The sequence below is a fragment of the Ruegeria arenilitoris genome (genome assembly GCF_013032445.1).
In the GTDB taxonomy this organism is placed as follows: Bacteria; Pseudomonadota; Alphaproteobacteria; order Rhodobacterales; family Rhodobacteraceae; genus Ruegeria; species Ruegeria arenilitoris_F.
Map to the genome: position 1 here is coordinate 1 of NZ_WQCA01000034.1, position 21,682 is coordinate 21,682.

Genomic DNA, 21,682 nt, shown 5'->3' on the forward strand with positions numbered 1-21,682 from the left:
TCGCAACCACAAACCTGTCATCTAAACAAAGCCATCGGACGGCTGGTTCGAGCCCTGAGCAGACTTTTCCACAGCATTGTGCTAAAGTGCATCACACTAAAGTTGACGTTTAGCCTCTCGATAGATTGGGGGAGCGAAACATGCGAGCTTCGCGGATATTTGGCGTCATTGTAAGCTTATTTGTTTTGTTCGGTGGCGTTCCGGATGCAGCGTTTGGACAATCCGAACCCGAAGAGCGAGCCGAACTGATCCGGACCCAAAACTCGCTCACACTATTTCGAAAATTCGAGCAAGACAGCAGGCACCTCTATTTTCTACAGGCGAATGCCATCATCGCCGTTCAAGGCGGGTGGAACGAAGGTGATTTGGGCTACGGGACACATGCAGCACTGTTGGGCGAGGCAGCAGAAAGCCTGTTGTTACCCAAGTTTAAAAGGCTATCTGCACGTTTGGACACAAACGCTTATCTAAATGAAGAAGAAAAGAGACGATTGCAGGAGTCTGTCGCACAGGTTCTAGTCTTAGTCGATCTATCGCAGTCAATTTCCGACGCGTTGAAAGATGGGAACTTGGAAACAGCCATCCTGCTATACCATGACCAAGCCACGCCCATTTTCGAATCCATTTGGGCCACCAACTACACTTTGATCAGTGAAGCTGAACGTAGGCTCCCTCGTCGCTAGGAATTATCCTGCTTCTCTTTTGGCTCAGCACCATAATTGGTCTAGTGGGCAATTTTGCTTAATGCTCGGATTGCTTCTTTGTCCGCATAGCAGTCGTTTACGCCGAATGCAGTGAATGACCGCAACGAGCCCTCTTGACCGATTCTACGCGACGCACGAACGGGCGCGAACCACGTATTGCTGCCATTGGTTATGGTTAGTACGGCCCATAGCCGACATCTGCCACCCGTCTCGATGCTGCGGTTGCAACCCGCTTTGCCGACATTCGCTGCGACAGCAAAATTTGGGCGAGCCTGAATTCACAGATCGCGGACAAATCCGCCACTCCGTTCGCCGAGGACATGGCGGCAATCAGCAAACCGGACATTCAATCCAAGACTTTGCTATTCCGGCTTTGCGGACAAACGTAACCTTGGCAAATGTCTGCTCTTAAATGAGTTGTTGCTTTCTTAACCTTTGCCCTGTAGGTGAGTCGCAACGCCGCGTGTGGATGACCAAATCAGCGGCAAAGTATTCTCGCCCGTGATTCCCAGATCGTTGTCTTGAATAGCTCCTTGAGAGCAACGAAACGACGGCGGCTATTTCATACGAGCTTCCCAGTAGATTAGAGAGACCAAGTGCCGATAGCGGTGAACCGCGTTTATGGCACGAGACCAAACGCTTTTGACGACATTTGACACCCTCGGCCTTGCCGAGCCCATCCTGAAGGCCATCAAGGCTCAAGGATATTCGACCCCTACGCCCATTCAGGCCAAGGTCATTCCGCTGCTGCAATCTGAGCGCGACGTGATCGGCATTGCCCAGACCGGCACAGGAAAAACCGCCTCATTTGTATTGCCACTGTTGCATCGGATTGAGCGTGAGAGATCAAAACCCGCTCCGAAACAGTGCACGACATTGATCCTGACGCCGACGCGCGAGCTTGCGGCGCAGATCGTGGACAACATCCGCGCTTACAGCAAGTTCAGCCAGATCACGGCGACACTTGTTGTCGGTGGCGTACGCCCCGGCGGGCAGATCAAGGCTCTCAGCGGCGGTGTGGACATTGTGGTGGCAACACCCGGACGCCTGCTCGACCACCTTGGCACAGGCGTTATCAACCTGTCCGCAACCAAAGCCATTGTGGTGGATGAGGCTGATCAGATGCTGGATCTGGGCTTTCTGCCCAGCATTCGCAAGATCATGGCAAAACTGCCCGAGGCTCGCCTGACGGCACTGCTTTCGGCAACAATGCCGGGGCAGATCAGAAAACTCGCTGATGACTTCCTGAACGATCCGGCAGAGGTTCAGGTGGCGACTGCTTCAAAGCCGATTGAACGGATCGCGCAGAGCGTCCGGCATGTGGCCAAGCAGGACAAACGCCGTGTATTGGCAGACATTCTGTCGGACAAGGACGTGCGTCGCGCCGTTGTTTTCACGCGCACCAAACGCGGGGCTGACAACGTCTGCAAGTATTTGTTTGCCGCCGGGATCAACTCCGCATCCATTCACGGGAACAAAAGCCAGCCTCAGCGCGAACGCGCCATGGCGGGGTTCCGGACAGGGGCGACCACCGTCCTTGTGGCAACCGATATTGCGGCACGGGGCATCGACTTCGACGATGTGTCTCATGTGGTGAATTATGAGCTTCCGAATGTGCCGGAATCCTACGTGCATCGAATCGGCAGGACCGCTCGCGCAGGCAGAACCGGCACCGCAATTTCACTGTGTGATCGCGAAGAGATGCCCCTCCTGCGGGATATCGAAAAGCTGATCGGCAACAGGCTGCCAAATGGCGATGAAACGCAAGCCGAGCCTGCGAAACGCAGTCGGGTTGCACAACCGCAAAAGCCCTGTGCTGCCAAAATTGCGCCGTCGCCAAAACCGCGAACGGTTGGTCACGCAACGCGTCAGCGGAACGGGCACCAAAAACACAAGATCGACCCCGCCCAAGCGCAGGATGGTCTTATGCGAATGCTCTCCAATATTGGTGAGTTCACCCAACCTGCTGCCTAACGCAGCAAACAGCCCCGGCCAATCCCGGCGGGCGCACATGTCATTGAAAGGATAATCTCATGACGACCGGAACAGTAAAATGGTTCAACGAAACTAAAGGCTACGGCTTCATCGAATTGGATAACGGTAGCGGCGACGCATTCGTGCACATCAGCGCGGTTCAGCGCTCCGGCCTCGACAGCCTGAAAGAAGGCGCAAAGGTCGGCTTCGATCTGAAAGAAGACCGGATGCGCGGCAAGACGTCCGCCGAAAACCTGCAATTGCAGTAAATTGCTTTTAAGCAACTCCACTCAGCGGCCATATTGGCCGCTGAGTGGTAGATCCTGAAATCGCAAACACTGTCTTTCGCTGCTTTTCGAAGCAATGGCGCGATTGGATCTGTGTTTCCTACCCCCCTTTAGTGAACTTCATTGCAGTGGATATCTCCACCCACCCCGCAGCGAAGACAATGATGAAAGGGGTAGGTCGATGCCCAGCGAACGCGCCACTTGTGCCCAAATATCCTGCAAAAAATCCGCTTCATACCGTCACCCTTTTTGATTATCTTCAAATTCCTGCAATACTTTTTTACCCAACGCGGTGATGCGGTATGTTGTACCTTGTCCGGATTTTGGTGAATCTCGCGTAGCCAGTCCTTCCGAAACTAAGCGTTCGAGCTGAAATGTAACTCGGTCTTCGACATCGCCACTGACCAGCGACAACGTGTGCCCGCCTGATATAACCAGGGTTTTCAGAGCGGTAATGTCACTACGCGATCTCATGGCAACGCCTTTTCTTGACTGCGCTTTCGGGGTGGCTATCCGCCGATACGAACCCCTGCGACTTCACAACAACTACACTATACGGAGATGCGTAGAACGGTGCAGAGAATTTGTTAGGCCGGCTTGCATCTGCGGAATTCACACGAACTCCAACATCCTTTCCGAGCAAACAAAGTTCAATGGCCGAAATGCACCGATTGGTCCGGTTAGAACACTGCGCGGCATTGGTCAAAAAGGGCTCCCTGCCGACATCAGAGGCAACGCAGTATCAGTTGTCGCATGGCGAGAGGATACATCACGGACGGCCCAAAGGAGACATCCAGTGCACCCCTCGGATGCTGCGGCTGCTGACCGCGTTCCTGCCGTTCGCTGCGCAAGCGAAATATGGGCTTTGGTGAACTCACGGTAAGCTGACTTTGCCGTCTTTCGATCTGGAGCCTTCGCTAAAGCAGCACTTGCTCGCGGTCGCGGCATACTTATTGTTGCGTCGCGGCAAGTGTCACCAATCAGGTCATTCGCAGCCGTTGTATTTGCGTTAACGGGAACCGTACCTTCGCCGCGGCTCGGTCGGACGAGCAAGACGCGGGATATGGCAAGTATTGAAACATTGGTTTTTGCTTCGTGTTTGAACTGATTAGAAACGAGACGCCAATTTTGTGTCTTCTTGCTGTTAAGCTTTTTTGACGAGCATAATCTTGTTTTTCCGATACGGGACTTTACGCTACTGCCGAACCCGATAGCCGGAAGCAATGATCCGGTTAATGAGAAAGGCGACGGCCTGGTGCATATCCTTTTCATCGTTATTGCCGACCGCTGTTTCGTGGGCAGCAGCTGCGTCACGCAGAACTCCCACAATTTCATGTTCGGGCAGGAGCTCACGATCTTTGATTGCAAGCAAAAGCGCTTCACAAATTGAGAGTGCGGCCATTCCAGAGTGGTCTTGCCGGTCAGCCATGGTAGACGTCCTTTTTTAACAGGCGTCCAAGCAAGGAAGCGCCACAATGAATTGCATCATACTGGCATAGATTGCTGTATACTTAACTGATCGAAAGCAGTCTTGTCGTCGGATAGTTTCGCGGGCTGCTCATCGATGAAGGAAGAACACTTGCGCACTATCAAAAACAGTCCACTCACCCGAAAGCTTTCAAACTTCGTCGCTCTGACTGAGGTTGAACTTGCGGCATTGGCACGCCTGCACAAGCGTCGCAGAACCTTTGAAGCCGGACGTGACCTTGTGCATCAAGGGCAATCAGAGCAGGCTGCCTACATTCTGGCCTCGGGCTGGGTTTGTTCCTACAAAACCCAGACTGACGGGTCGCGTCAGATCGTCGATTTCCAAATACCGGGTGACTTTCTGGGCTTGCGAAGCGTTCTGCTGCACACCTCGGATCACAGCATAGAACCAATCATGGAAATCCAAGCCATTGAAGTAGTGGTGGATGATCTCCTGGAAGCATTTGCGCAAACGCCCCGGCTGGCGACAGCAATTCTTTGGGCGGTCTCTCGAGATGAAGCGATGGTGGTTGAGCACCTGGTCAACATAGGACGGCGAGATGCGGGTGAGCGCATGGCGCATTTTCTATTGGAACTTGGTGTGAGGCTGACTCAGGTCGGGATGGCAAGCAAGACGGGATACGCCTGCCCACTGACACAATACCACCTTGCCGATACGCTGGGACTGAGTGCCGTACATGTTAATCGTGTCCTACGGCAACTGCGGGAAAAGGGGCTGGTTACTTTTCAATCCGGGCAAGTGGTATTTGATGATTATGACGGACTGGTGACGTTGGCCGGTTTTGACCCCACTTATCTGGATCAGGCCGGGCCACTGTTGAAGCAATAAGTTCACCCCTTCAGCGATGCCGGGATTTTGATGATAGTTGCCTGGTTAGAGACGCCATTCGCTTCGGCAGATTTGGGATTTCACTGAAAAAGAAGCGCAAGATAAATACAGTCCGATTGCGGTACTGGATTTCCTGCGCTTCTCAAATACTCGTTAAGAACACGCCAGCAAATATCCCGCCAACACACATCACGTTGCAGGAATCCAAACATCGTTGCACTGACGCAGGTTAGTCAATTTTTGGCAGTACCTGATCCTCGGGCACTAAATGCATTTGAGATTCCAATAAAATCTCAGGTCATTGGCCGCAGACTAACATCGATCAGCGCGCGTCTGCCATTTGCACATTATTCTAAATTACAACGCCAGTACTACCGCGGCGCTTACGAGCGTGTACCGCGGCAGACTGCGCGGGGAAGATCCAACAAACTATATGGAGGACCAAGGTGAGCACGAGATCGTCCAGTTCTTTGGTGACGTTTTCAAATCCGTTCTCTTTGTCCGGCTACCCGGATGAACTTCCTGCAGGCGAGTATGAAGTAGTTGTTGAAGAAGAACTACTGCAGGGCCTGAGTTTCGAAGCATATCGAAGAACCGGAACCTACCTGACCGTTCAGGGCAAGGGCAGCAAGCCAGGCCGCACAGAAATGCGCCCAATTGACCCAGAAGATTTTGAACTGGCGCTCAAGCACGACCAGACCTTGGCTACATCTAACAATGACAGCGATGCGGCGCTTTCCCCGCAGGAGGAATAGATTATGAACACGCCCGAATGGCTTAAACCCGGAATCTACGGTGCCCTGATCGGAGGGGTTTTCGTAGGCGTCGTTGGATTTTCTTGGGGTGGATGGATGACCGGCGGTAGCGCGGACAAGATGGCCAACGCCATGTCCCGCGACAATGTAATCGCTGCGTTGGTTCCGGTCTGCGTCGACATGGCGAGAACTGACGCCCAACGCGCCGAAAAACTGACGACAATCAAAGAAGCTTCGTCTTTCAAGCAGAAGGATGCCGTCATGGCCGCTGGCTGGGCAACGGTACCAGGATCCCAAACTCCAAACAAAGATCTGGCGCAGGCCTGTATTGAGGGGCTGAACCTGGATGAATCGTAACTCAACAACTCAACTTTCGGACGACGCCGTTTGCATCAGGGCAAATCGAAAAAATCAGTACCGGTTTTGCGCTCACTTAATGGCTGCGTTGTTTGTTGTCGTCTTCAGCAGTTTGGCGAGCTCCTTTATCTCATCAAGTCCCGCATCGGCCGAAACAAATTCGATCCCGGATAACGCGCATCCCAAAAAGTATGGCGACGGTTGGAAATGCGATTTGTCCTATCGGTTGAAAGGCGAAGAATGCGTGGCCATTGTCGTGCCGGGAAATGCCTACCCCACAAACAGAACCTATGGCTCAGGGTGGGCATGTATGCATGGCTTTGTTGAAGTTGGCGGCACCTCATGCACTGAAGTGATTGTGCCTGAGGGTGGATATCTCGATCCATCAGGTGAGAGGTGGCGGTGCCTGCGTGGATACACAAGAGTAGACGATAGCTGCCAGAAAATCGTGGTGCCGGATAATGCTTACCTGACGAATAGCACTTATGGATCTGCATGGCGTTGCAACCGTGGCTACGAAAAAGACGGAGAAGCATGCGTGGCAGTAGCGGTGCCGGAAAACGCTTTTCTGAACGCATCAACCAGCGGGCGTCCCTGGACGTGCGAGCGTGGGTATTTTGAGCGCGACGGACGGTGCGATGCCGTCTTTGTGCCTGAAAATGCTTTCTACGATGACGCGATCCATGGAGTTGGATGGAAATGCGAACGTGGCTACGAGGCGTCCGGTGATCGCTGCAATGCAATCGAGCTACCGGCAAATGCCCATATCGACCGATCCGGCAATGGGTGGCAATGCCACAAAAACTATCATCGATCAGAAGGGCTGTGTGTTCTGAACCAGTGAGAATTCAGACAGAAAGCCCACTTTCCCAAACTTCACAATTTTTGCCCGTCCTTACCAAGGACGCGTGTTTCACACTCTAAAAAGGAACAAATATGAAACCCGTACCCATTGCGTCGGATGCCAAGCAGTTCATTGCCAGCGATGCGCAAAAGCTGGCGCCTGAACAAGCAGTTTTTCCGGAGCTTCACCGCAAGACACTCGTGACAGATACACCGACTGCAATTGTGTATTGCGAAGGAAACTTCGCAAAGATCGATGGCAAGACGGCTAATGGTCTCGTTCGACATTCACAGGCCTATCGCGTTCTTTCGGTGATCGACAGCACGTATGGCGGTTGTGACAGTGGCAAAGTGCTTGATAATATCGCAAATCAGGTTCCCATCTTCGATGATCTTGATGCCGCCGTCGCTAATGAAGCTACGATCCCCGACACTTTTATTTACGGAATGGCGCCGGCCAGCGGCAGAATGTCCCTTGAGGATCGCGAAGTTGTTTTGGATGCGATAACGCTCGGAATGAACATCGTCAGTGGGCTGCATGAATTTCTTAGCGATGACAAGGAGCTCGCCGGATTTGCCAAAATTCACGATGTCACGATACGCGACATTCGCAAGCCGCGGCCAAATCCCGACCTGCGCCTGTTAGATGGCAGTATTGGAGACGTCCAGGCGATCCGCATCGCGGTGTTCGGCACCGATTGTGCAATTGGAAAGCGTACAACCGCGACAATCCTGACAGGCGCACTTAACGCGCATGGGATCAAAACAGTTTTGGTCGGCACCGGCCAAACTGGCTTGATGCAGGGCGCCAAGTATGGTGTCGCGATGGATTCGGTGCCGCCGCAATTTTGTTGTGGCGAACTTGAGCGCGCTGTCGTTTCGGCATCCGAGGGTGAGCACCCGGATGTAATAGTGATCGAGGGCCAGGGCGCGCTAAGCCATCCGGCTTTTTGCACATCAGCCTTCATTCTGCGAGGCAGTCAGCCACATGCAGTTATTCTTCAACACGCGCCCAAACGAAAACGTCGATGTGATTTCCCCAACATGACTATGCCCGCCCCTTGCGATGAAATCACCCTGATCGAGGCTTTTGCGAACACAGAGGTAATTGGCATGACGATCAACCATGAAGGAATGAATGATGTTGAGATTTCAAAGGCCATCACAGACTACAACTGCAAATTGTATCTCCCGGTCACTGACGCATTGAACCGTCCTCCAAAAAACTTGGTGAATATGGTTCTATCTGCTTTTCCGCGCTTGCAACCCGTACGTGTTACGACGATTGAATGAGCAAGCTGCGTATCGACGTTGATCTGGACAAAATTCGGTACAACACACGGTTCCTGGTCGACCACCTTAGACCCCGCGGAGTCACGGTGACAGGTGTGACAAAAGCCGTTTGCGGTCATCCTGAGATTGCGAATGCTATGCTTGAAGGTGGCGTGACAGGGCTGGCGGACGCGCGGATCAGCAATATCATGCGTATGCGCGATGCTGGAATCTCGTGCTCCATATCCTTGATCCGAACGCCCATGCTGAGCCAGGTCGCGCAAGTCCTTGATAACTGCGATGTCAGCTTCAACACTGAGATGGACATTATCGCCAGCCTGGCCATCGAGGCGCTGGGGAAGAACATGACTCACAATATTATCCTGATGGTGGAAATGGGGGATATGCGGGATGGCATCTTGCCTGAACACCTTGAAAGCACTGTGTCTCAAATTCTTAGAATGGAAGGGATTTCTCTGAAGGGGATTGGCGCAAATTTTGCCTGTCTGGGTCATGTGGCACCTTCTGCAGGAGCAATGGAATTGCTTTCTTCGCTTGCCGCCGACACCGAACTTGCAAGTGGACCCGCTCTGGAAACAGTGTCAGGCGGCGGCTCTGCCAGTTTGCCATGGGCGCTTGGCAAGGGGGCGACCGGAAAGATCAACAACCTGCGTCTGGGTGAGGCCATCCTGCTGGGTACCGATCCCGTTTCGGGATACGCGATCGACGGGCTTTACACAGATGTTTTTACGCTTTGGGCGGAAGTGATCGAAACGAAGACCAAATCAAATCCAAATCCCTTGCAAATGAATTATCCTATACCTTCAATGCAGTGTGTGACTTTAGGCAGTCCTTCGAATACTCGGTCGATCCTTGCGATCGGACTCCAGGACACTGATGCGGCGGGTCTAATATTCCCTGCTGGCGTCACGTTCGTCGGAGCCACCAGTGATCATATCGTTGTAGAAAACACCAATTGGCTGCTTCGCCCTGGTGGCGAGGTGAAGCTGAGAATGAAGTATAGCGCGCTCTCGCGCGGCATGGCTGCACCCGATGTAGCAAAAGTCTTCCATGGTGATAGCGCTTTGGTTGACTGCAACGCAGCGAACACTGATCGCCCATACTCGAATCGAAAATAGCGCGCCAAGGTGCCGCCGCCTCGGTTCTGCTTCAGCCATCCGTCTTATTCTACGGCTTTACGTAGTAAATGAGGCACCCAATCCCTATATTGGACGTAGCCGCATTCACTTTTCACACCCTATCTGGGCTCGTGGGTGTTGCGGACAATCAAAGGATCAAAATGATGTCTTTCAAAGACCTGACGACCAGAGCGGCTGCCGCACTGAAGGAAAACGATGCGGACGCGCCGAAAAAAGAAGTTACGTCTGAAGCGCCTGACGTCGTCCCCGAAAAACCAAAGCCTAAACCTCAAAACTGATAATACCCTGCCGGGAGTGGGTGGCTTGTTCTTGTCTGCATCTCCGAGCGAGCGGTATCAGCAAAGGAGAATTACCCAAATGAACCAGATAATCAGCAAGACAATCGCAGTCTTTTCCAGGCCGTTTACTTTCCCTGGCTTCGACGAATTACTCCCGGCAGGCGAGTACGACATAGAAACTGAGCTTTCCGCACCACCAGATTATTCGGACCCAGAAGCCTGGAAGGCCTCGGTGTTAATCTGTCTGCATCCACGGAAATCTTACCCCGGTCTGGCGCGTACCTTGACCGTTTCTCTTACTGATTTGGAGAGAGCCCGCGCAAAGGATAAATTGTCTTCAAAGCAGTTGTCGCAGTTCTTGCTCGACCAACTTTTGGCCGATCCCATGGTGCAATTGATTATGGAAGCGGATGGCGTTTCAGAGACTCAACTTCGGCACCTCTACTCGGAGTCGCTCATCTCTGAGGCAGACGACATATCATCAGATCAACGAGCCCTACCGCGTGGATGCGGAAACGGTTCTCGGTATACTTTCGCTGTCCAAGCTGCTGAGAACGAAGGAATGCCGGTTCGTCCTATTAAAACCCCTCGGATTACAGGCCGTCCCATTGGACAGACTGAAATGGGCAGCTCCTTCAATCTCAAGGCTTAGGGCTCGGAACTTTCTTTTCCAGTCGCTGTATAAACCAAAACAGAAATCGAGGCTAAGAACTGATGGAAGACTCCGACGACGAAGCAGATACGATCATGGCTCGCGCCCACAATGACGTGCCGCAAGAACGCCCGTGTCTTCGTTGCAGAACTCCATTCTGGAGCGAAGGGTTCGGAGAGCGGATTTGTCGACGCTGCAAGGGGTTGAACGCGTGGCGAAATGGCGTATCGGAAAGCCCTGGGTTTGCTCGGCGTCGCTGATGTACTGACATGTAGTGGTTCCGATGTGATCTGACAGTTGGCCGTTTTTCCTGTGGTGTATGCCAGATTAAGTTTGGTTCCGGATCTTTTCCTTCCTGATCTCTTTGCTCTCGATCATGGTCTGGAAGGGTATTCTTCTGCAACACATTTTGCCCTGATGAGTGTGCTCTTGGTTGTAGTGGTGCAGCCATTCTTCCAGATCGGCTTGCAGCGAAATCTGCGCCGCGAGCGCACGCAATACAATTATGCTATGTCCGAGTTGGACTCGGAGTTGCCATGCCGTCGTGCGGCGAGATGCTCGGTTTCAGGCCATTCTGAACGTCCGCTCTCACTGTCCTGGCACCATCTCATCGCACTGGCGGCGAATGGCCGGATCCCGCCCTTGGTGCAGGATATCGAGGTTGCGATGCGCAGACTGCAGAAGTTGGGGTCCGCGACGTGAATTCACGCTATGTCCCGCAACTCGGTCGTTGCGCGGATTTTTCAGAATGGCGGCTCTTGGAACTGATCAGACATTGATAAAACTCGAACCAATTTCTGCTCTATGTCTTTAGAACTTGCTGATAGAGTTGCCCCCATCGGTTAGCATCGCACTTCCGGTCACGAAAGAAGCGTCGTCCGACAGAAGAAACTGGGCTGCTGCCGCAATTTCGGAGGGTTCAGCCATGCGTTTAAGTGCATGAAGCCCTCTGACAACTTCATGGAAAGAGGCGTCTTCACCTGCCATAGGGGTCATCGTTCCACCGGGCAGAAGTGCATTAACATTGATGCCCTCGGAGCCATGTTCAGCCGCCAGGACTTGTGCCATGCCGATCAAGCCTGCCTTCGCAGCAGCGTAGGCTCCCATTCCTGGAAGACCAACAGTGTGCCCGACAAATGACGAAGTAAACACAATGGAACCACCACCTCTCTTGCGCAGCGCTGGAACCTGAAACTTTGCAGCGAAAAAACCACTGCTCAGGTTAACAGCTATCACTTTGTGCCAGTTGTCACTTCCCATATCTGGAATTGAACCCATGTCGCCAGTGATGCCGGCGTTGTTGAATGCTCCGTCTAAGCCACCAAAACTCTTTTCCGACAATTTAACGAGCGCACAAGCGTAAGCCTTGTCCGTGACATCGCCTGCAAGCGAAACGGCGTTACCGTTATCTTGCCGTATCTGCCCAACAATCTCATCTAGTTGAGTCTTACGACGGGCGCCCAGAACAACGTTTGCTCCGCTTTTGGCAAAGAGAAAAGCGGCAGCAGCGCCGATCCCGCTGCTCGCGCCAGTGATGATGATGGTTTTGTTTTCGAGTTTCATTGCCATGCCTTTCCATATTTGCATGACACTCCACTAAGGTGGCGACGAACTGTTCTTCGACCCGATTCATGCGCATGCCCAACTGGCAGAAATGAAAGCGCAAGATTCGGGTCGGCACGATGACAGAAAGACTTACGCTTTATTGCCACAAGCGAGTTGTGCGCAAAAAATCATTTTAGAACAGATCCTTAAGAAAACTCACTGATGGGCGCGTCACAAAAGCCGACCGACAATCGTCACTAGTGCATAGGATAGTCAAACAAAGGAAAGTAACGATGAGTACTTCAACTACGACTCAATATGAACAGACGATCCCCGAAGTACTCCAGACGATGGCCAGCGTGCATCAGGTGCTCGACAACCATGGCCTTGATCTGAAAGTCCGCCACCTCGTTCAACTTCGGGCATCTCAGATTAATCGCTGCGGTTTCTGCATCAAAATGCACACGAAAGAGGCTCGGCAAAACGGTGAGACCAGCGGACGGCTGGACAGGGTGATTGCCTGGGACCAGGTGAGCGATTTCACCGATGCGGAGAAAGCGGCGCTGGAATGGACCGAGGCACTGACAAACCTGCACTTGAAATCAGACCTTGCGGCCATGCGCGCACGTTTGAGCAGGCATTTTTCCGACTCTGAAATCGGCGCTCTGACTGCTGAAATTGCCATGATCAATCTGTGGAACCGGATCAATGTATCAAAGCACTGAACTCACAAAGTCAGAACTTGAAGCTTTCGAAAGTATGCGTCCAAGGTTGTCGGGCCTCGCTTACAGAATTCTGGGGTCTCTAAGCGATGCTCAGGATGCGGTACAAGACACGTTTCTCAAATGGGCGGGCACGAACCGTGCAGCGATTGAGAATCCAAGTGGTTGGCTTGTCACCGCCTGCACTCGGCGCTGCATTGACATGCGACGCTCGGGCGACCGGGCACGCATGGACTACGTGGGCGCCTGGTTGCCGGAACCGATACAGATTTCCAGCGAGAACGATGCAGAGAAGGAAGCGGAGTTAACTTCCAGTCTTTCGATGGCATTCCTGATGATGCTGGAACGATTGACCCCGAAAGAACGTGCGGCTTTCCTGCTTCACGACATTTTTGAGATGTCTCATGCCGCTGTCGCGGAAACGCTCGACACCTCAGAAGCCAGCAGCAGAAAGCTGGTATCTCGGGCGCGCGGAAATGTCGGTCGTGCGGTTACACGTCACAAAGCTTCCCCAGAGCGGCAGATGGCTTTTCTGTCGGCGTTTAAAGCGGCCGTGATGGAGGGTCGGATCGATGATCTGTCCCAGATGCTGGCAGCAGATGCTCGTCTGAGCGCAGATGGCGGAGGCAAGGTCCCGGCAATACTCGAAGCGATCGAAGGGGCCGTCCCACTCTGCAACTTCGTCTCCTCCAAGCTGCACCGATACTGGGTCGATCACGAATGGGTGCTCGTCAATCTAAACGGCATGCATGGTGCCTTGATAAATCTCGGGGATACGACAACGGCGGCGCTCTCCTTTGCCTTCGACGATGAGGAGAAAGTTCAGGAAATCTACATCGTCCGAAACCCAGACAAACTCACCCATCTCGACGCGGTTCATATCCACTGATCCGCACAACCGGAGAATATCCATGCGAAACCTTATCCAAGCCATAGGAGCCATTGCGATGGTCACACTTTCAACCGACTCGGCTTTGGCCGGTGGAATTCAAATCGTCAATCCTCCAGCGCTCTACGATCCTGCGCCAAACGGATACAGTCACGCGCTGTTCTCGAACGACCTTGTGTTCATAGCGGGTCAAGGCGGTGAGAACCAGAAAGGCGATCTCGCCCCCGATTTCGAGACGCAGGTCGCCCAAGCCTACCAGAACCTGGCCACAGCGCTTGCGGCTGCTGGGGCTGGTCCCGAGCAAGTGGTTAAACTCACCACCTACGTCGTTGATCACGATCAGACGAAATTGGCAGTGTTAACACGTCAACTCAAATCGGCCTTCGGAAACCACCTGCCGACGCAAACGCTAGTGCCGGTACCAAGGCTTGCCCTCGACGGAATGCTCTTCGAGGTCGATGCTATTGCCGTTCTGGATTCTGGCAACTTGCAGCGCTGACTAGTCCAGCCGCAACTGAAATCGTTGGGAGGCACTGTGCCGGTGCCTCTCTATCAAGCGAAGGGCTCGCGCCTCAGTCCTCAGTTGTCCTCAGAGACATGTTGATGCCACATGTCGGTGACGATTTCCCAGCCATCGTCCTCGGGACGCAGGACAAACAGGTAGGTTCCTGTGGCATCCATCCCGACGGTTTCGATTTTTGCCTCAACGAAACCGATCATGACCGCCAAGGTCTCATCGTCCGAGACGTATAGGTGGTCAATCGTATGGGTAACATCGCCTTTGTTGGCAGTGACAAACTCGAACAGATCCCGTGGGCCCTCCAAACCCTGACGCACAGGTTTGCCTTGTTCGATCCAAAGTGTGTCTTCGGAATAGAGCGACACCAACCCAGCCGCGTCGTGATTGGCAGCGAAGGCGTTGAACTGGTCGTTTAGAGTATTGAGGCTGGTGGTTGCGTCATCCGCAACGGCTATGCCCGCCGACAACAAAACGGCTGCGACAGTGGTCATCATTCGCATAGTGCGTTCCTTTTTTTGGATAGGTGTTAGGAAATTGGATCGGAGTCAGGGCGCGCGAAGATCACCTCTCGCGTGATCTGCCAGCGGTCTTCTTCGAAAATCAGATCGATACTGAGTTCAAGCACTTTGCGGGCATCGCCGATTAGCACGCGTCGGGTGATCAGGACGTGTCCTTGGTTTCCATTGGCTTCTACCGCGTTGAACCGGGCCCATTTGTGATCATTCGGGTTGGTGTCTTTGACCGAGCTGGCCATCAGATCCATGAACCCGGGTTTGTCAAAACGAGCCAATCCGCCACTGATGTCCAGCATCAGGATTTGCATGTCTTTGTGATAAACGCGGTCCAGACCGCTGGCATCGCCGTGGACCGCGACATTCATCAGGTCCTCAATCGCGGCGCGTACGCCTGTTTTTGTTCTGTCTGCCATAGCCGATCTCCTTCAGGCATGGGTGCCGTTGACCGGGAAGTCATCTGACAACCCGCGTAGGAACCGGATACCCATCACAAGGCTTGTCAGACTGGGACGGGCAAACGGGACGTTCGAGATATCGACGATCTGCAGAACGCCCTGATCGTTGATGACAAACAGACCGGGCTCGGCAAACGGCCCTTCAACATCCATCCCATTGCGCGGCCCGGAGATGTACAGACCCAGCGTCTGCATCTGCTCAACGCTCAGACCATAGCCGATATCGAAGGTTGGTGAGACCTCTAGCCTCTGGGTCGTTGCACGCTCTGCGCTGTCGGCCGAGACCGCCAGGACATCGACGCCCAAAGCGTTCAGGTCAGGGAGCGCGCTGTTCAAATCTCGCAAGTAGGTGGTGCAAAGCGGGCAGTGTTTGCCGCGATAGACGATGGTCAACATCCAGTCGTACCCGTCCCGGGGTGTGGACAGGCTTCGGATGCCACCACCAAGCACAGGTATATCGATCGCCGGAAATGCCTTTCCGACGGCAGGTTTGGGGCTGGTCATAAGGAGCCTTTCTGATTATATATCGAGTGATAAATAATTATCGCGACAGCGCGAGAGTCAAGGAATTATATATTGACCGATACAAAAAAATTAGGCCGCCCAAGAAACTTCGATTACGACGAAGCCCTTATGCAGGCGATGTCGGTCTTCTGGACCAAGGGGTATGACGGGGCGTCGCTGCGTGACCTGACGCAGGCGATGGGGATTACCGGGCCAAGTCTTTATGCGGCCTTCGGTGACAAGCGAGAGCTGTATCTCAAAACCATCGATCTTTATGCGGACGTGGATGGCTGTGCACCCGTCGTGGCCTTTGAAACCGAGGAAGATATCACCAAGGCCATCAAGGGGTTTCTGTCCGAGGTTGTGCACTATGCCACCGAACATGAAAGCGGTGCAAAAGGGTGCTTTCTTGCTTCAAGCGTTGTCACGATGGTCGGCCAGGTCGAAGGCGTAGCCGAACGCGTCGAGGCGGCGATTGACGACACCGAAAAACGCCTTGCCGCTCGCTTCGACCGGGAAATCGAAAAAGGCACGTTACCGGCAGATTTTCCGTCCCGTGAACGGGCAGCTCTTCTCTACGATTTGAGACAAGGTTACATGTTCAGAGGGCGCGCAGGTTGGAGTGGCGAGCGCATGCAGCAAGACCTCGATTCCAGAGTTCAGATGCTGCTGACTTAGGTCTTGTCAGAAGAACTTGGCTTGAGGCGGGCAAGGCGGTTGCGTAGCTTTTGTCCATGACCAGACCCGCCTCTTTCAAGTATTTCAAAACCAGTCCCGAGATCATCCGTCTTGCAGTGATGCTGTACATCCGTTTCCCGCTCTCGCTTCGGAATGTCGAAGATTTGTTGCACGAGCGAGGCATCGACGTGATCCACGAAACTGTCCGGTATTGGTGTAACAGGTTTGGCCCAATGTTTGCTGCTGAGATCCGAAGAAAGCGGGTGCAGCAGTTGAGAGCATACTCCAAATGGAAGTGGCACGTGGACGAGGTTTTCGTCGAGGTGAATGGCAAGCGGCATTATCTTTGGCGGGCTGTTGATCAAGAAGGTGAGGTGCTGGAAGCCGTTGTCACCAAATGTCGAAACAAAGATGCAGCACTGAAATTCCTCAAGAAATTGATGAAGCGTCACGGTCGACCGGAAAACGTCACGGATCGCTTCGCATCGTATCGGGCCGCTTTCAGAGAGCTTGGTGCTGCCAAAAAACAGCAGACGGGCAGGTGGCTCAACAACCGCGTTGAGAATTCACACCTTCCTTTCCGACGACGCGAACGCGCGATGCAACGGTTCAGGCGCATGCGAAGTTTGCAGAAATTCGCATCCGTCCATTCCTCCGTCTACAACCATTTCAACCAGGAAAGATCGCTCGCCAGCAGAGATACCTTCAAGCTGACACGCACCGCCGCTCTTGCCGAGTGGCGCTGTCTTTGTGCCGAATAAAGGGTAGCCTTACTGGCCTAGCTGAGACTGGTTCGAATTTGTCTGACAGCACCTCAGGTTTGCGTCACTCGCAAGAAAGCGCACGCCCGATAAGACGGCATCGATTACGGGATTCTCCTTCTGAATTTATTGCGTCCATCGACCAGCCACCACTTGATTCCCGGGTCAACATTAAGAAGCCGAAATCGCTGTTGCTGACTACTGTACTTGCCAGGCTGCCAGCAACTTTAACGTTGGTGGCAATGTCGGTGGGCATAGGATCAAGCTGCGTTCCTCCATTGCCGCTTATCCCCTGCACCGGCCCGTCCAGTAAATCGATCGCCTGAAAGGCGTGGATATGGCCTGACAAAATAAGGTTGACTGTTTCTGGAATGACCCCGCTGAGCGCGGCCCGCTGTGTTTCGTCACCATCAATCAGCTCTCCAAACGCGTGCATGTTCACCCAAAGAGGTCGGTGCGTGAGAAGCCAAGTTTCGCCGCTGGATTTCTCAAACAGGCCACTTGCCATTCGTTCGTAGACGTCTGCCAAGTCGGGGCTGCTTTGCGGTGCCGGACCAGCCGAGGAATCGAAGGAAATCAGATCAAGACCATCAACGGAAGCGATCCATGGTAGGGTTACTGCGGGACAACTCAAGGGAACGGACCCGGTTTCGAAATACCGGAACCACCCTTTGTCGCCGCGTCCACAGTTTTCGTGATTGCCCCTCAAGAAGACAAACGGGACGCGCCCGAGCAGACTGCCCGCCGGGTCCAGCCAATCCGCGGACCAGGATTTGAAGGTGTCACCATAAGGAGATCCGCCGCATTTTTCTGGGTCCAGGCATTCCGATGCCCGATACAGGTAGTCACCAACATGGATAACCAAATCCGGCGATCTTGATGCGATTTCCTCTAGGATGGCATTCAAGGGCCAGGCGGACGGATCATTGCAATTCTGTACTCTAGCGCCGCGAATACGGCACCCAGTATCACCGATCACTGCGATGCGTTGCACGTTTGGATTGAGGGTTGGTAGCGCGTTTTCATCAAGCATTATTTTTTGTGCCAGTTTTGGCGCGCGGTATCCGCAAACCAAATTAGGAAACTGGTCCTCTGGCATCGCTCGCTTTTTCATCGCAACAGCCTGACCATCGATTTGCAACAAAGGGCAATCAAGTGACGCAGAGATTGCTCTTACAATGATTTGATCATCGGGTCCGAGTTGTACCCAACCATGCAAAACGTCAGCTTTGGAAGACAAAACCGTTAAACACAGCCAAACCCATGTCGCGAAAACGAGTGAAGCGGTTTTGGTCAAAATGCCGACCCCTTTGTTGGAAAATGCGACAAGCTTAGGTATGAGGCACCGTAAGTCCAGTGAATTTCAAATCCTGCTGACGCAAGCGGAACAACAGGAACTCAGTTCAGAACTGCCGCTATAGTGCTTATTTGCGTCAGCGCCTGATGCCTCTCTCGGTGTACTTCACAAAACAGTCTTCGGCGCGCATATTATATCCGTTGCATCGTAAGCCGAAACTGGCGACTTCCAAAGTCAATAGCGATTTTTCGTGTTGTGTATTGAGTTAGAGGTTATGGAAAGAGCTCTTTGCCGAAGCACGCGCTGTCCTGACGGACTGCCCGGATCCAAGCGAAATTGAAACGGCAACCTTTATCTACTGTCTTAACTGGTCAATATCCGGAACGCAGGATTTTCGGTTTTCGGGTAACTCCGTGGCTCCATCCACGCGTTTCTGGAAAACGTTGTGATGAAGTAGCTTAATTTTCGGATGCGTCAGCGCCCCGACGACTTCGAATGGCCAGGCGCTCCGTGACAAAGGCTTGCCGAGTTTTCGGGCCTCTGCCTGAATTGAAATCGTGTTTTTTATCCAATCTAGATCGCCATGGGCAACAAGCTGTACCTTTTTGGTTTCCGCGACGAACGAATTGAAAGAAACGTCACCCGCATCGATTTCGACTGGCACGGCCAGGCAGGTGATCTTGCTATACCCTTTTCTCAGCTCTTCGGAAAATAACCAGGGAAAGATGCCCAGCCCGGAAAATTCCAGAAGACTGGTTGATATACCGCCATTTGACATCAGGATAGAGGCAGAGCCTTTCATCGAGTTTATGTAGGCGTCTGGCGAGCGTCTGTTTCCGGTAAGTCCAAAACTTCCATGAAGCCGCCCGACTGCCGAATATTTGGTATTAAACTCACTAAACAGGGTTGCCAGATTCCAATCCTTTATTGTGCCCTGAATTGAAAGCAACTGCGGGCTCTTCACCATATTCATTTTCGCCGTAGCAGAGAAATGACCGCCATCATAGGCGACATCGATAGGCCCAAGCTGGGCAAGACCATTCATTGCCTTCAGATGGCTGGACAAACTGGTTATTGCCCGTTCGCCCTCGATTTTCTTGATGTCAATGGACACATCGACATCCTGATCGAGCAGAAAATCTTCTAGCTCAATAAGATCGGTAAGTTTCCCTTTCGACGCATCGCGTTTTGCGCCCCTGGTACCGGGTTGGCGAAAGCGTGTTGCGATGCTTGTAACAATGGCAACAGCGTTTTTGACGTCCTGGAACGCGATGCGCTGGCTGGAAATCCTGCCTTGGGTCAGAGGACGCGCACCAGCCGTGGATGTCTCTAGTTTGGCGCTCAGTTCAGACTTGCCGGAAGTCAGCGCAATTTCACTTGAGAAGTCGTCTTGATTTCCGTTCGCGGACACGCTGACCTTTAACGGTCCGGTGTTGACTGATTTCTGGCCGATGGCCGCCAGAAATTGGACGCTGTCTTTGACAGCCAGATTGAAATCGAAGGACAGGTTCTCAAAGTCATTTACATTGCCGAGTTTGGCCTTGGTCCTCAGTTCCCAAATTTCGGTATCAACTGTCTGCGCATCGAATTCGTTGAGACTAAGGTACCCCTGTAAATCATCCACCGAAAAGCTGCCTTCAACGCCACCTAGAGACTTGGCAGTGAGGTCTCGGAAGAACAGCGATGACGGTATCGACATCGTGCCGCTAAAGTCGATCTCTTTAAGGCGCAACAAGTCTTTGATGTTGCCATTGGCAATAAAATAGGGTCGATCATGCGGTCCTGCCTGCAACGCGATGTTTTCCAACATCAGGTTACCGTTGTCAGCACGAAACAAGCGGCCAAATCGAACCGGACCGATCTGCTTTAGCTCGTTGTCAAACGCGTTTGTCGTGAGCGTCAGATCCTTAAATTCCAGCGCGTCGTCTGTACCGACGATGCGGGTCGAAAGTCCGGTCAGTTTTAAGTTCTTCAGATCCGTGGCTGTTTCAGGTGGGTCGCCCTGCGGATAAAAGCGCCCGTCGATAGCAATATCGATGCCTTCGAAACCGATCAGGTCATCGACGGAGCCCGTGGCAGTTAGAAATTGACCGTTCGAAAGGTTCAATGATGTGCTGAAATCCGAGACCTTCAGTATTGGGTTTTGGTTTTTCAAATCGGCCGCCAAAGTCGCCTGACCTTCTATATCACGGTCGAGTCGAAGAAGTTCGAGAAGATCGCCAATTTCACCAGTATCCAACGTCAGTTTGCCTTCGAAACCACCACCGTTTTGCGTGGTGATGGGGCTTCCGTTGAAACCGAGAGTCATCGCACCGAAGTTTGCATCTGTCGTGAAGGGTTGGCCTAGTGGATAGTCGCCATTGATCTGAAAGCTCTGCCCGTTCACGGTTCCGCGGCTTGTGACCGTTGCACCAGAATTATCGCCCAGTTGATCCAAGTGCAGGTTTGTCAACTTGAAATCGAATTCGAAACCTGTTGTCTCATTGTCTACGATGAGGTCAACCGAAGTGAAAGTCACAGTTTTGTCGCTCAGGAAATCCAGAATACCATCCGTGTCATTCTGTATCCCCAACGCGGTCGTTCTGACCTCAGGCCGATTGTCCGCTACCCAGCTTTGCGTCCCAGCTGTGTCGGTCAGCAGTTGAACGTTAAGACCGTCGATGACCAAGTTGTCGATATCAATCTGGCCCGATACCAACGCTGGGAAGTTGAATTCCAGTTCCAGAACCTCCAATGCTGCTAGGTTCACATGTTCAATAGTCTCGCTGGGCACTTCGATTTTGGTTGCGCGAACGTGACTTGTCGCACCCAGAATGATGCTGACATCCCCTTTAATATACACCGCCTGACCGACTTGTTCTGAAAGTATCTTCTCCAAAATCGGAGTTCGAAGCCCGGAGAAAACAGGCAAAGCTAAAGCGGACCAGATAAGCACGAAAACGAGAGCGGCGAGCAGTGCGGCGCGTCTTGTTATGCGCAAAATCGCCGTCATAGAATCCCGCCACCTTTGCCGTGCATCACCAACATCCTTGAAAATATCTGCTCTGAGAGGGTACCGAACGGCGCCGCGTGAAGAAACTAAATTGAGCTGCGTTGGAAAACGTCCCAAATGATTGGCTGAATGGCCAGTGGGTCTTGTCAGGGTCTTGTCAGATTAACTTTACTTGAGCGGGGCAGGGCGAGTGCGTAGCGTTTGG

Annotated in this window: 27 protein-coding genes and 1 pseudogene; 17 read left to right on the forward strand and 11 right to left on the reverse strand. The window is 52.8% G+C overall.

Annotation, left to right across the window (positions count from 1 at the left end; genetic code table 11):
* Positions 1-140: 140 nt before the first annotated feature.
* Positions 141-683, forward strand: a complete 543-nt coding sequence (locus tag GOW98_RS23340) for a hypothetical protein (RefSeq protein WP_170336641.1) — start codon at positions 141-143, stop codon at positions 681-683.
* Positions 684-879: 196 nt separating this feature from the next.
* Here the strand turns inward: GOW98_RS23340 and GOW98_RS25605 are convergent, their stop codons facing one another.
* Entirely contained in the window at positions 880-1,050 is a 171-nt protein-coding gene (locus tag GOW98_RS25605) for a hypothetical protein (RefSeq protein WP_217359717.1), read from the reverse strand.
* Positions 1,051-1,325: 275 nt separating this feature from the next.
* On the opposite strand from GOW98_RS25605, the gene GOW98_RS23345 reads away from it, so the two are divergent.
* The gene (locus GOW98_RS23345) at positions 1,326-2,678 is read left to right on the forward strand and encodes a DEAD/DEAH box helicase (RefSeq protein WP_217359718.1); all 1,353 of its coding nucleotides are present in this window, start codon (positions 1,326-1,328) and stop codon (positions 2,676-2,678) included.
* A gap of 59 nt (positions 2,679-2,737) precedes the next feature.
* Positions 2,738-2,947 carry a cold-shock protein gene (locus GOW98_RS23350; RefSeq protein ID WP_170329064.1) on the forward strand — a complete coding sequence of 70 codons (210 nt, stop codon included), beginning with the start codon at positions 2,738-2,740 and terminating at the stop codon, positions 2,945-2,947.
* 128 nt (positions 2,948-3,075) lie between these two features.
* Here GOW98_RS23350 and GOW98_RS26400 read toward each other — a convergent pair whose 3' ends face one another.
* From GOW98_RS26400 to GOW98_RS23370, 3 genes are all read right to left on the reverse strand, one after another.
* Positions 3,076-3,201 carry a DUF1660 family phage protein gene (locus GOW98_RS26400; protein ID WP_170336644.1) on the reverse strand — a complete coding sequence of 42 codons (126 nt, stop codon included), beginning with the start codon at positions 3,199-3,201 and terminating at the stop codon, positions 3,076-3,078.
* Positions 3,202-3,205: 4 nt separating this feature from the next.
* On the reverse strand, positions 3,206-3,439 hold the full coding sequence (locus GOW98_RS23360; protein ID WP_170336645.1) for a hypothetical protein: 234 nt from the start codon (positions 3,437-3,439) through the stop codon (positions 3,206-3,208).
* Between the two features lie 721 nt (positions 3,440-4,160).
* Positions 4,161-4,394, reverse strand: coding sequence for a hypothetical protein (locus tag GOW98_RS23370; RefSeq protein WP_170336649.1), 234 nt, complete (start codon positions 4,392-4,394; stop codon positions 4,161-4,163).
* A gap of 135 nt (positions 4,395-4,529) precedes the next feature.
* Here GOW98_RS23370 and GOW98_RS23375 point away from each other — a divergent pair, with 135 nt between their 5' ends.
* From GOW98_RS23375 to GOW98_RS23405, 8 genes are all read left to right on the forward strand, one after another.
* Positions 4,530-5,282: a Crp/Fnr family transcriptional regulator gene (locus tag GOW98_RS23375; RefSeq protein ID WP_170336651.1), complete on the forward strand. Its 753-nt coding sequence runs from the start codon at positions 4,530-4,532 to the stop codon at positions 5,280-5,282.
* Positions 5,283-5,755: 473 nt separating this feature from the next.
* Positions 5,756-6,037, forward strand: a complete 282-nt coding sequence (locus tag GOW98_RS23380) for a hypothetical protein (RefSeq protein ID WP_367646892.1) — start codon at positions 5,756-5,758, stop codon at positions 6,035-6,037.
* A 3-nt stretch (positions 6,038-6,040) separates the two neighbouring features.
* Positions 6,041-6,394, forward strand: a complete 354-nt coding sequence (locus tag GOW98_RS23385; protein WP_170336655.1) for a hypothetical protein — start codon at positions 6,041-6,043, stop codon at positions 6,392-6,394.
* A 79-nt stretch (positions 6,395-6,473) separates the two neighbouring features.
* The gene (locus GOW98_RS23390) at positions 6,474-7,238 is read left to right on the forward strand and encodes a hypothetical protein (RefSeq protein ID WP_254438145.1); all 765 of its coding nucleotides are present in this window, start codon (positions 6,474-6,476) and stop codon (positions 7,236-7,238) included.
* A 92-nt stretch (positions 7,239-7,330) separates the two neighbouring features.
* The gene (locus GOW98_RS23395; protein ID WP_170336659.1) at positions 7,331-8,530 is read left to right on the forward strand and encodes a DUF1611 domain-containing protein; all 1,200 of its coding nucleotides are present in this window, start codon (positions 7,331-7,333) and stop codon (positions 8,528-8,530) included.
* Positions 8,527-9,648, forward strand: coding sequence for an alanine/ornithine racemase family PLP-dependent enzyme (locus tag GOW98_RS23400; protein WP_170336661.1), 1,122 nt, complete (start codon positions 8,527-8,529; stop codon positions 9,646-9,648). Before GOW98_RS23395 ends, GOW98_RS23400 begins: the two co-directional genes overlap by 4 nt.
* A gap of 164 nt (positions 9,649-9,812) precedes the next feature.
* The gene (locus tag GOW98_RS26145; RefSeq protein ID WP_256367863.1) at positions 9,813-9,947 is read left to right on the forward strand and encodes a hypothetical protein; all 135 of its coding nucleotides are present in this window, start codon (positions 9,813-9,815) and stop codon (positions 9,945-9,947) included.
* 79 nt (positions 9,948-10,026) lie between these two features.
* Positions 10,027-10,599: a hypothetical protein gene (locus GOW98_RS23405; RefSeq protein ID WP_170336663.1), complete on the forward strand. Its 573-nt coding sequence runs from the start codon at positions 10,027-10,029 to the stop codon at positions 10,597-10,599.
* Between the two features lie 327 nt (positions 10,600-10,926).
* On the opposite strand, the pseudogene GOW98_RS25915 reads toward GOW98_RS23405, so the two are convergent.
* A pseudogene (locus GOW98_RS25915) lies at positions 10,927-11,073 on the reverse strand (IS481 family transposase); the annotation flags it as partial.
* Here GOW98_RS25915 and GOW98_RS23410 point away from each other — a divergent pair.
* Positions 11,017-11,301 (forward strand): hypothetical protein, encoded by a 285-nt coding sequence (locus tag GOW98_RS23410; protein WP_170336665.1) that lies wholly within the window; start codon positions 11,017-11,019, stop codon positions 11,299-11,301. The pseudogene GOW98_RS25915 and the gene GOW98_RS23410 sit on opposite strands and share 57 nt — an antisense overlap.
* Positions 11,302-11,409: 108 nt before the next feature.
* Here GOW98_RS23410 and GOW98_RS23415 read toward each other — a convergent pair whose 3' ends face one another.
* A complete protein-coding gene (locus GOW98_RS23415) occupies positions 11,410-12,162 on the reverse strand; it encodes an SDR family oxidoreductase (RefSeq protein ID WP_170336688.1) in 753 nt (250 codons plus the stop codon).
* Between the two features lie 275 nt (positions 12,163-12,437).
* On the opposite strand from GOW98_RS23415, the gene GOW98_RS23420 reads away from it, so the two are divergent.
* Genes GOW98_RS23420 through GOW98_RS23430 form a run of 3 tightly spaced genes read left to right on the forward strand, consistent with a single transcriptional unit; the run spans position 12,438 to position 14,254 of the window.
* Complete coding sequence (locus tag GOW98_RS23420) at positions 12,438-12,869, forward strand: carboxymuconolactone decarboxylase family protein (protein ID WP_170336668.1); 432 nt, start codon at positions 12,438-12,440, stop codon at positions 12,867-12,869.
* Positions 12,853-13,755: an RNA polymerase sigma factor SigJ gene (gene sigJ / locus GOW98_RS23425; protein WP_170336669.1), complete on the forward strand. Its 903-nt coding sequence runs from the start codon at positions 12,853-12,855 to the stop codon at positions 13,753-13,755. The genes GOW98_RS23420 and sigJ overlap by 17 nt, the downstream gene beginning before the upstream one ends.
* Positions 13,756-13,777: 22 nt before the next feature.
* Positions 13,778-14,254 carry a RidA family protein gene (locus tag GOW98_RS23430; RefSeq protein ID WP_170336671.1) on the forward strand — a complete coding sequence of 159 codons (477 nt, stop codon included), beginning with the start codon at positions 13,778-13,780 and terminating at the stop codon, positions 14,252-14,254.
* A gap of 80 nt (positions 14,255-14,334) precedes the next feature.
* Here GOW98_RS23430 and GOW98_RS23435 read toward each other — a convergent pair whose 3' ends face one another.
* Genes GOW98_RS23435 through GOW98_RS23445 form a run of 3 tightly spaced genes read right to left on the reverse strand, consistent with a single transcriptional unit; the run spans position 14,335 to position 15,749 of the window.
* The gene (locus tag GOW98_RS23435; protein ID WP_170336673.1) at positions 14,335-14,775 is read right to left on the reverse strand and encodes a YybH family protein; all 441 of its coding nucleotides are present in this window, start codon (positions 14,773-14,775) and stop codon (positions 14,335-14,337) included.
* A gap of 26 nt (positions 14,776-14,801) precedes the next feature.
* Entirely contained in the window at positions 14,802-15,203 is a 402-nt protein-coding gene (locus tag GOW98_RS23440; protein WP_170336675.1) for a nuclear transport factor 2 family protein, read from the reverse strand.
* Positions 15,204-15,215: 12 nt separating this feature from the next.
* Positions 15,216-15,749, reverse strand: coding sequence for a redoxin domain-containing protein (locus tag GOW98_RS23445; protein ID WP_170336677.1), 534 nt, complete (start codon positions 15,747-15,749; stop codon positions 15,216-15,218).
* A gap of 72 nt (positions 15,750-15,821) precedes the next feature.
* Here GOW98_RS23445 and GOW98_RS23450 point away from each other — a divergent pair, with 72 nt between their 5' ends.
* Together GOW98_RS23450 and GOW98_RS23455 are read left to right on the forward strand one after the other, a co-directional pair.
* On the forward strand, positions 15,822-16,427 hold the full coding sequence (locus tag GOW98_RS23450; RefSeq protein WP_217359719.1) for a TetR/AcrR family transcriptional regulator: 606 nt from the start codon (positions 15,822-15,824) through the stop codon (positions 16,425-16,427).
* A 56-nt stretch (positions 16,428-16,483) separates the two neighbouring features.
* Positions 16,484-17,188, forward strand: coding sequence for an IS6 family transposase (locus GOW98_RS23455; RefSeq protein WP_170336680.1), 705 nt, complete (start codon positions 16,484-16,486; stop codon positions 17,186-17,188).
* 64 nt (positions 17,189-17,252) lie between these two features.
* Here GOW98_RS23455 and GOW98_RS23460 read toward each other — a convergent pair whose 3' ends face one another.
* Entirely contained in the window at positions 17,253-18,485 is a 1,233-nt protein-coding gene (locus tag GOW98_RS23460) for a metallophosphoesterase family protein (protein WP_170336682.1), read from the reverse strand.
* A gap of 355 nt (positions 18,486-18,840) precedes the next feature.
* Positions 18,841-21,477: an AsmA family protein gene (locus GOW98_RS23465; protein WP_170336684.1), complete on the reverse strand. Its 2,637-nt coding sequence runs from the start codon at positions 21,475-21,477 to the stop codon at positions 18,841-18,843.
* Between the last annotated feature and the right edge of the window lie 205 nt (positions 21,478-21,682).

Coding starts and splice junctions, on each gene's coding strand:
- GOW98_RS23370 (WP_170336649.1), bottom strand. CDS start 4,394: ATGGCTGACCGGCAAGACCACTCTGGAATGGCCGCACTCTCAATTTGT.
- GOW98_RS26400 (WP_170336644.1), bottom strand. CDS start 3,201: ATGAAGCGGATTTTTTGCAGGATATTTGGGCACAAGTGGCGCGTTCGC.
- sigJ (WP_170336669.1), top strand. CDS start 12,853: ATGTATCAAAGCACTGAACTCACAAAGTCAGAACTTGAAGCTTTCGAA.
- GOW98_RS23340 (WP_170336641.1), top strand. CDS start 141: ATGCGAGCTTCGCGGATATTTGGCGTCATTGTAAGCTTATTTGTTTTG.
- GOW98_RS23345 (WP_217359718.1), top strand. CDS start 1,326: ATGGCACGAGACCAAACGCTTTTGACGACATTTGACACCCTCGGCCTT.
- GOW98_RS23360 (WP_170336645.1), bottom strand. CDS start 3,439: ATGAGATCGCGTAGTGACATTACCGCTCTGAAAACCCTGGTTATATCA.
- GOW98_RS23455 (WP_170336680.1), top strand. CDS start 16,484: ATGACCAGACCCGCCTCTTTCAAGTATTTCAAAACCAGTCCCGAGATC.
- GOW98_RS23385 (WP_170336655.1), top strand. CDS start 6,041: ATGAACACGCCCGAATGGCTTAAACCCGGAATCTACGGTGCCCTGATC.
- GOW98_RS23400 (WP_170336661.1), top strand. CDS start 8,527: ATGAGCAAGCTGCGTATCGACGTTGATCTGGACAAAATTCGGTACAAC.
- GOW98_RS23405 (WP_170336663.1), top strand. CDS start 10,027: ATGAACCAGATAATCAGCAAGACAATCGCAGTCTTTTCCAGGCCGTTT.
- GOW98_RS23415 (WP_170336688.1), bottom strand. CDS start 12,162: ATGAAACTCGAAAACAAAACCATCATCATCACTGGCGCGAGCAGCGGG.
- GOW98_RS23430 (WP_170336671.1), top strand. CDS start 13,778: ATGCGAAACCTTATCCAAGCCATAGGAGCCATTGCGATGGTCACACTT.
- GOW98_RS23395 (WP_170336659.1), top strand. CDS start 7,331: ATGAAACCCGTACCCATTGCGTCGGATGCCAAGCAGTTCATTGCCAGC.
- GOW98_RS23435 (WP_170336673.1), bottom strand. CDS start 14,775: ATGCGAATGATGACCACTGTCGCAGCCGTTTTGTTGTCGGCGGGCATA.
- GOW98_RS23465 (WP_170336684.1), bottom strand. CDS start 21,477: ATGACGGCGATTTTGCGCATAACAAGACGCGCCGCACTGCTCGCCGCT.
- GOW98_RS25605 (WP_217359717.1), bottom strand. CDS start 1,050: ATGTCCGGTTTGCTGATTGCCGCCATGTCCTCGGCGAACGGAGTGGCG.
- GOW98_RS23445 (WP_170336677.1), bottom strand. CDS start 15,749: ATGACCAGCCCCAAACCTGCCGTCGGAAAGGCATTTCCGGCGATCGAT.
- GOW98_RS23440 (WP_170336675.1), bottom strand. CDS start 15,203: ATGGCAGACAGAACAAAAACAGGCGTACGCGCCGCGATTGAGGACCTG.
- GOW98_RS23390 (WP_254438145.1), top strand. CDS start 6,474: ATGGCTGCGTTGTTTGTTGTCGTCTTCAGCAGTTTGGCGAGCTCCTTT.
- GOW98_RS23375 (WP_170336651.1), top strand. CDS start 4,530: ATGAAGGAAGAACACTTGCGCACTATCAAAAACAGTCCACTCACCCGA.
- GOW98_RS23420 (WP_170336668.1), top strand. CDS start 12,438: ATGAGTACTTCAACTACGACTCAATATGAACAGACGATCCCCGAAGTA.
- GOW98_RS23350 (WP_170329064.1), top strand. CDS start 2,738: ATGACGACCGGAACAGTAAAATGGTTCAACGAAACTAAAGGCTACGGC.
- GOW98_RS26145 (WP_256367863.1), top strand. CDS start 9,813: ATGTCTTTCAAAGACCTGACGACCAGAGCGGCTGCCGCACTGAAGGAA.
- GOW98_RS23410 (WP_170336665.1), top strand. CDS start 11,017: ATGAGTGTGCTCTTGGTTGTAGTGGTGCAGCCATTCTTCCAGATCGGC.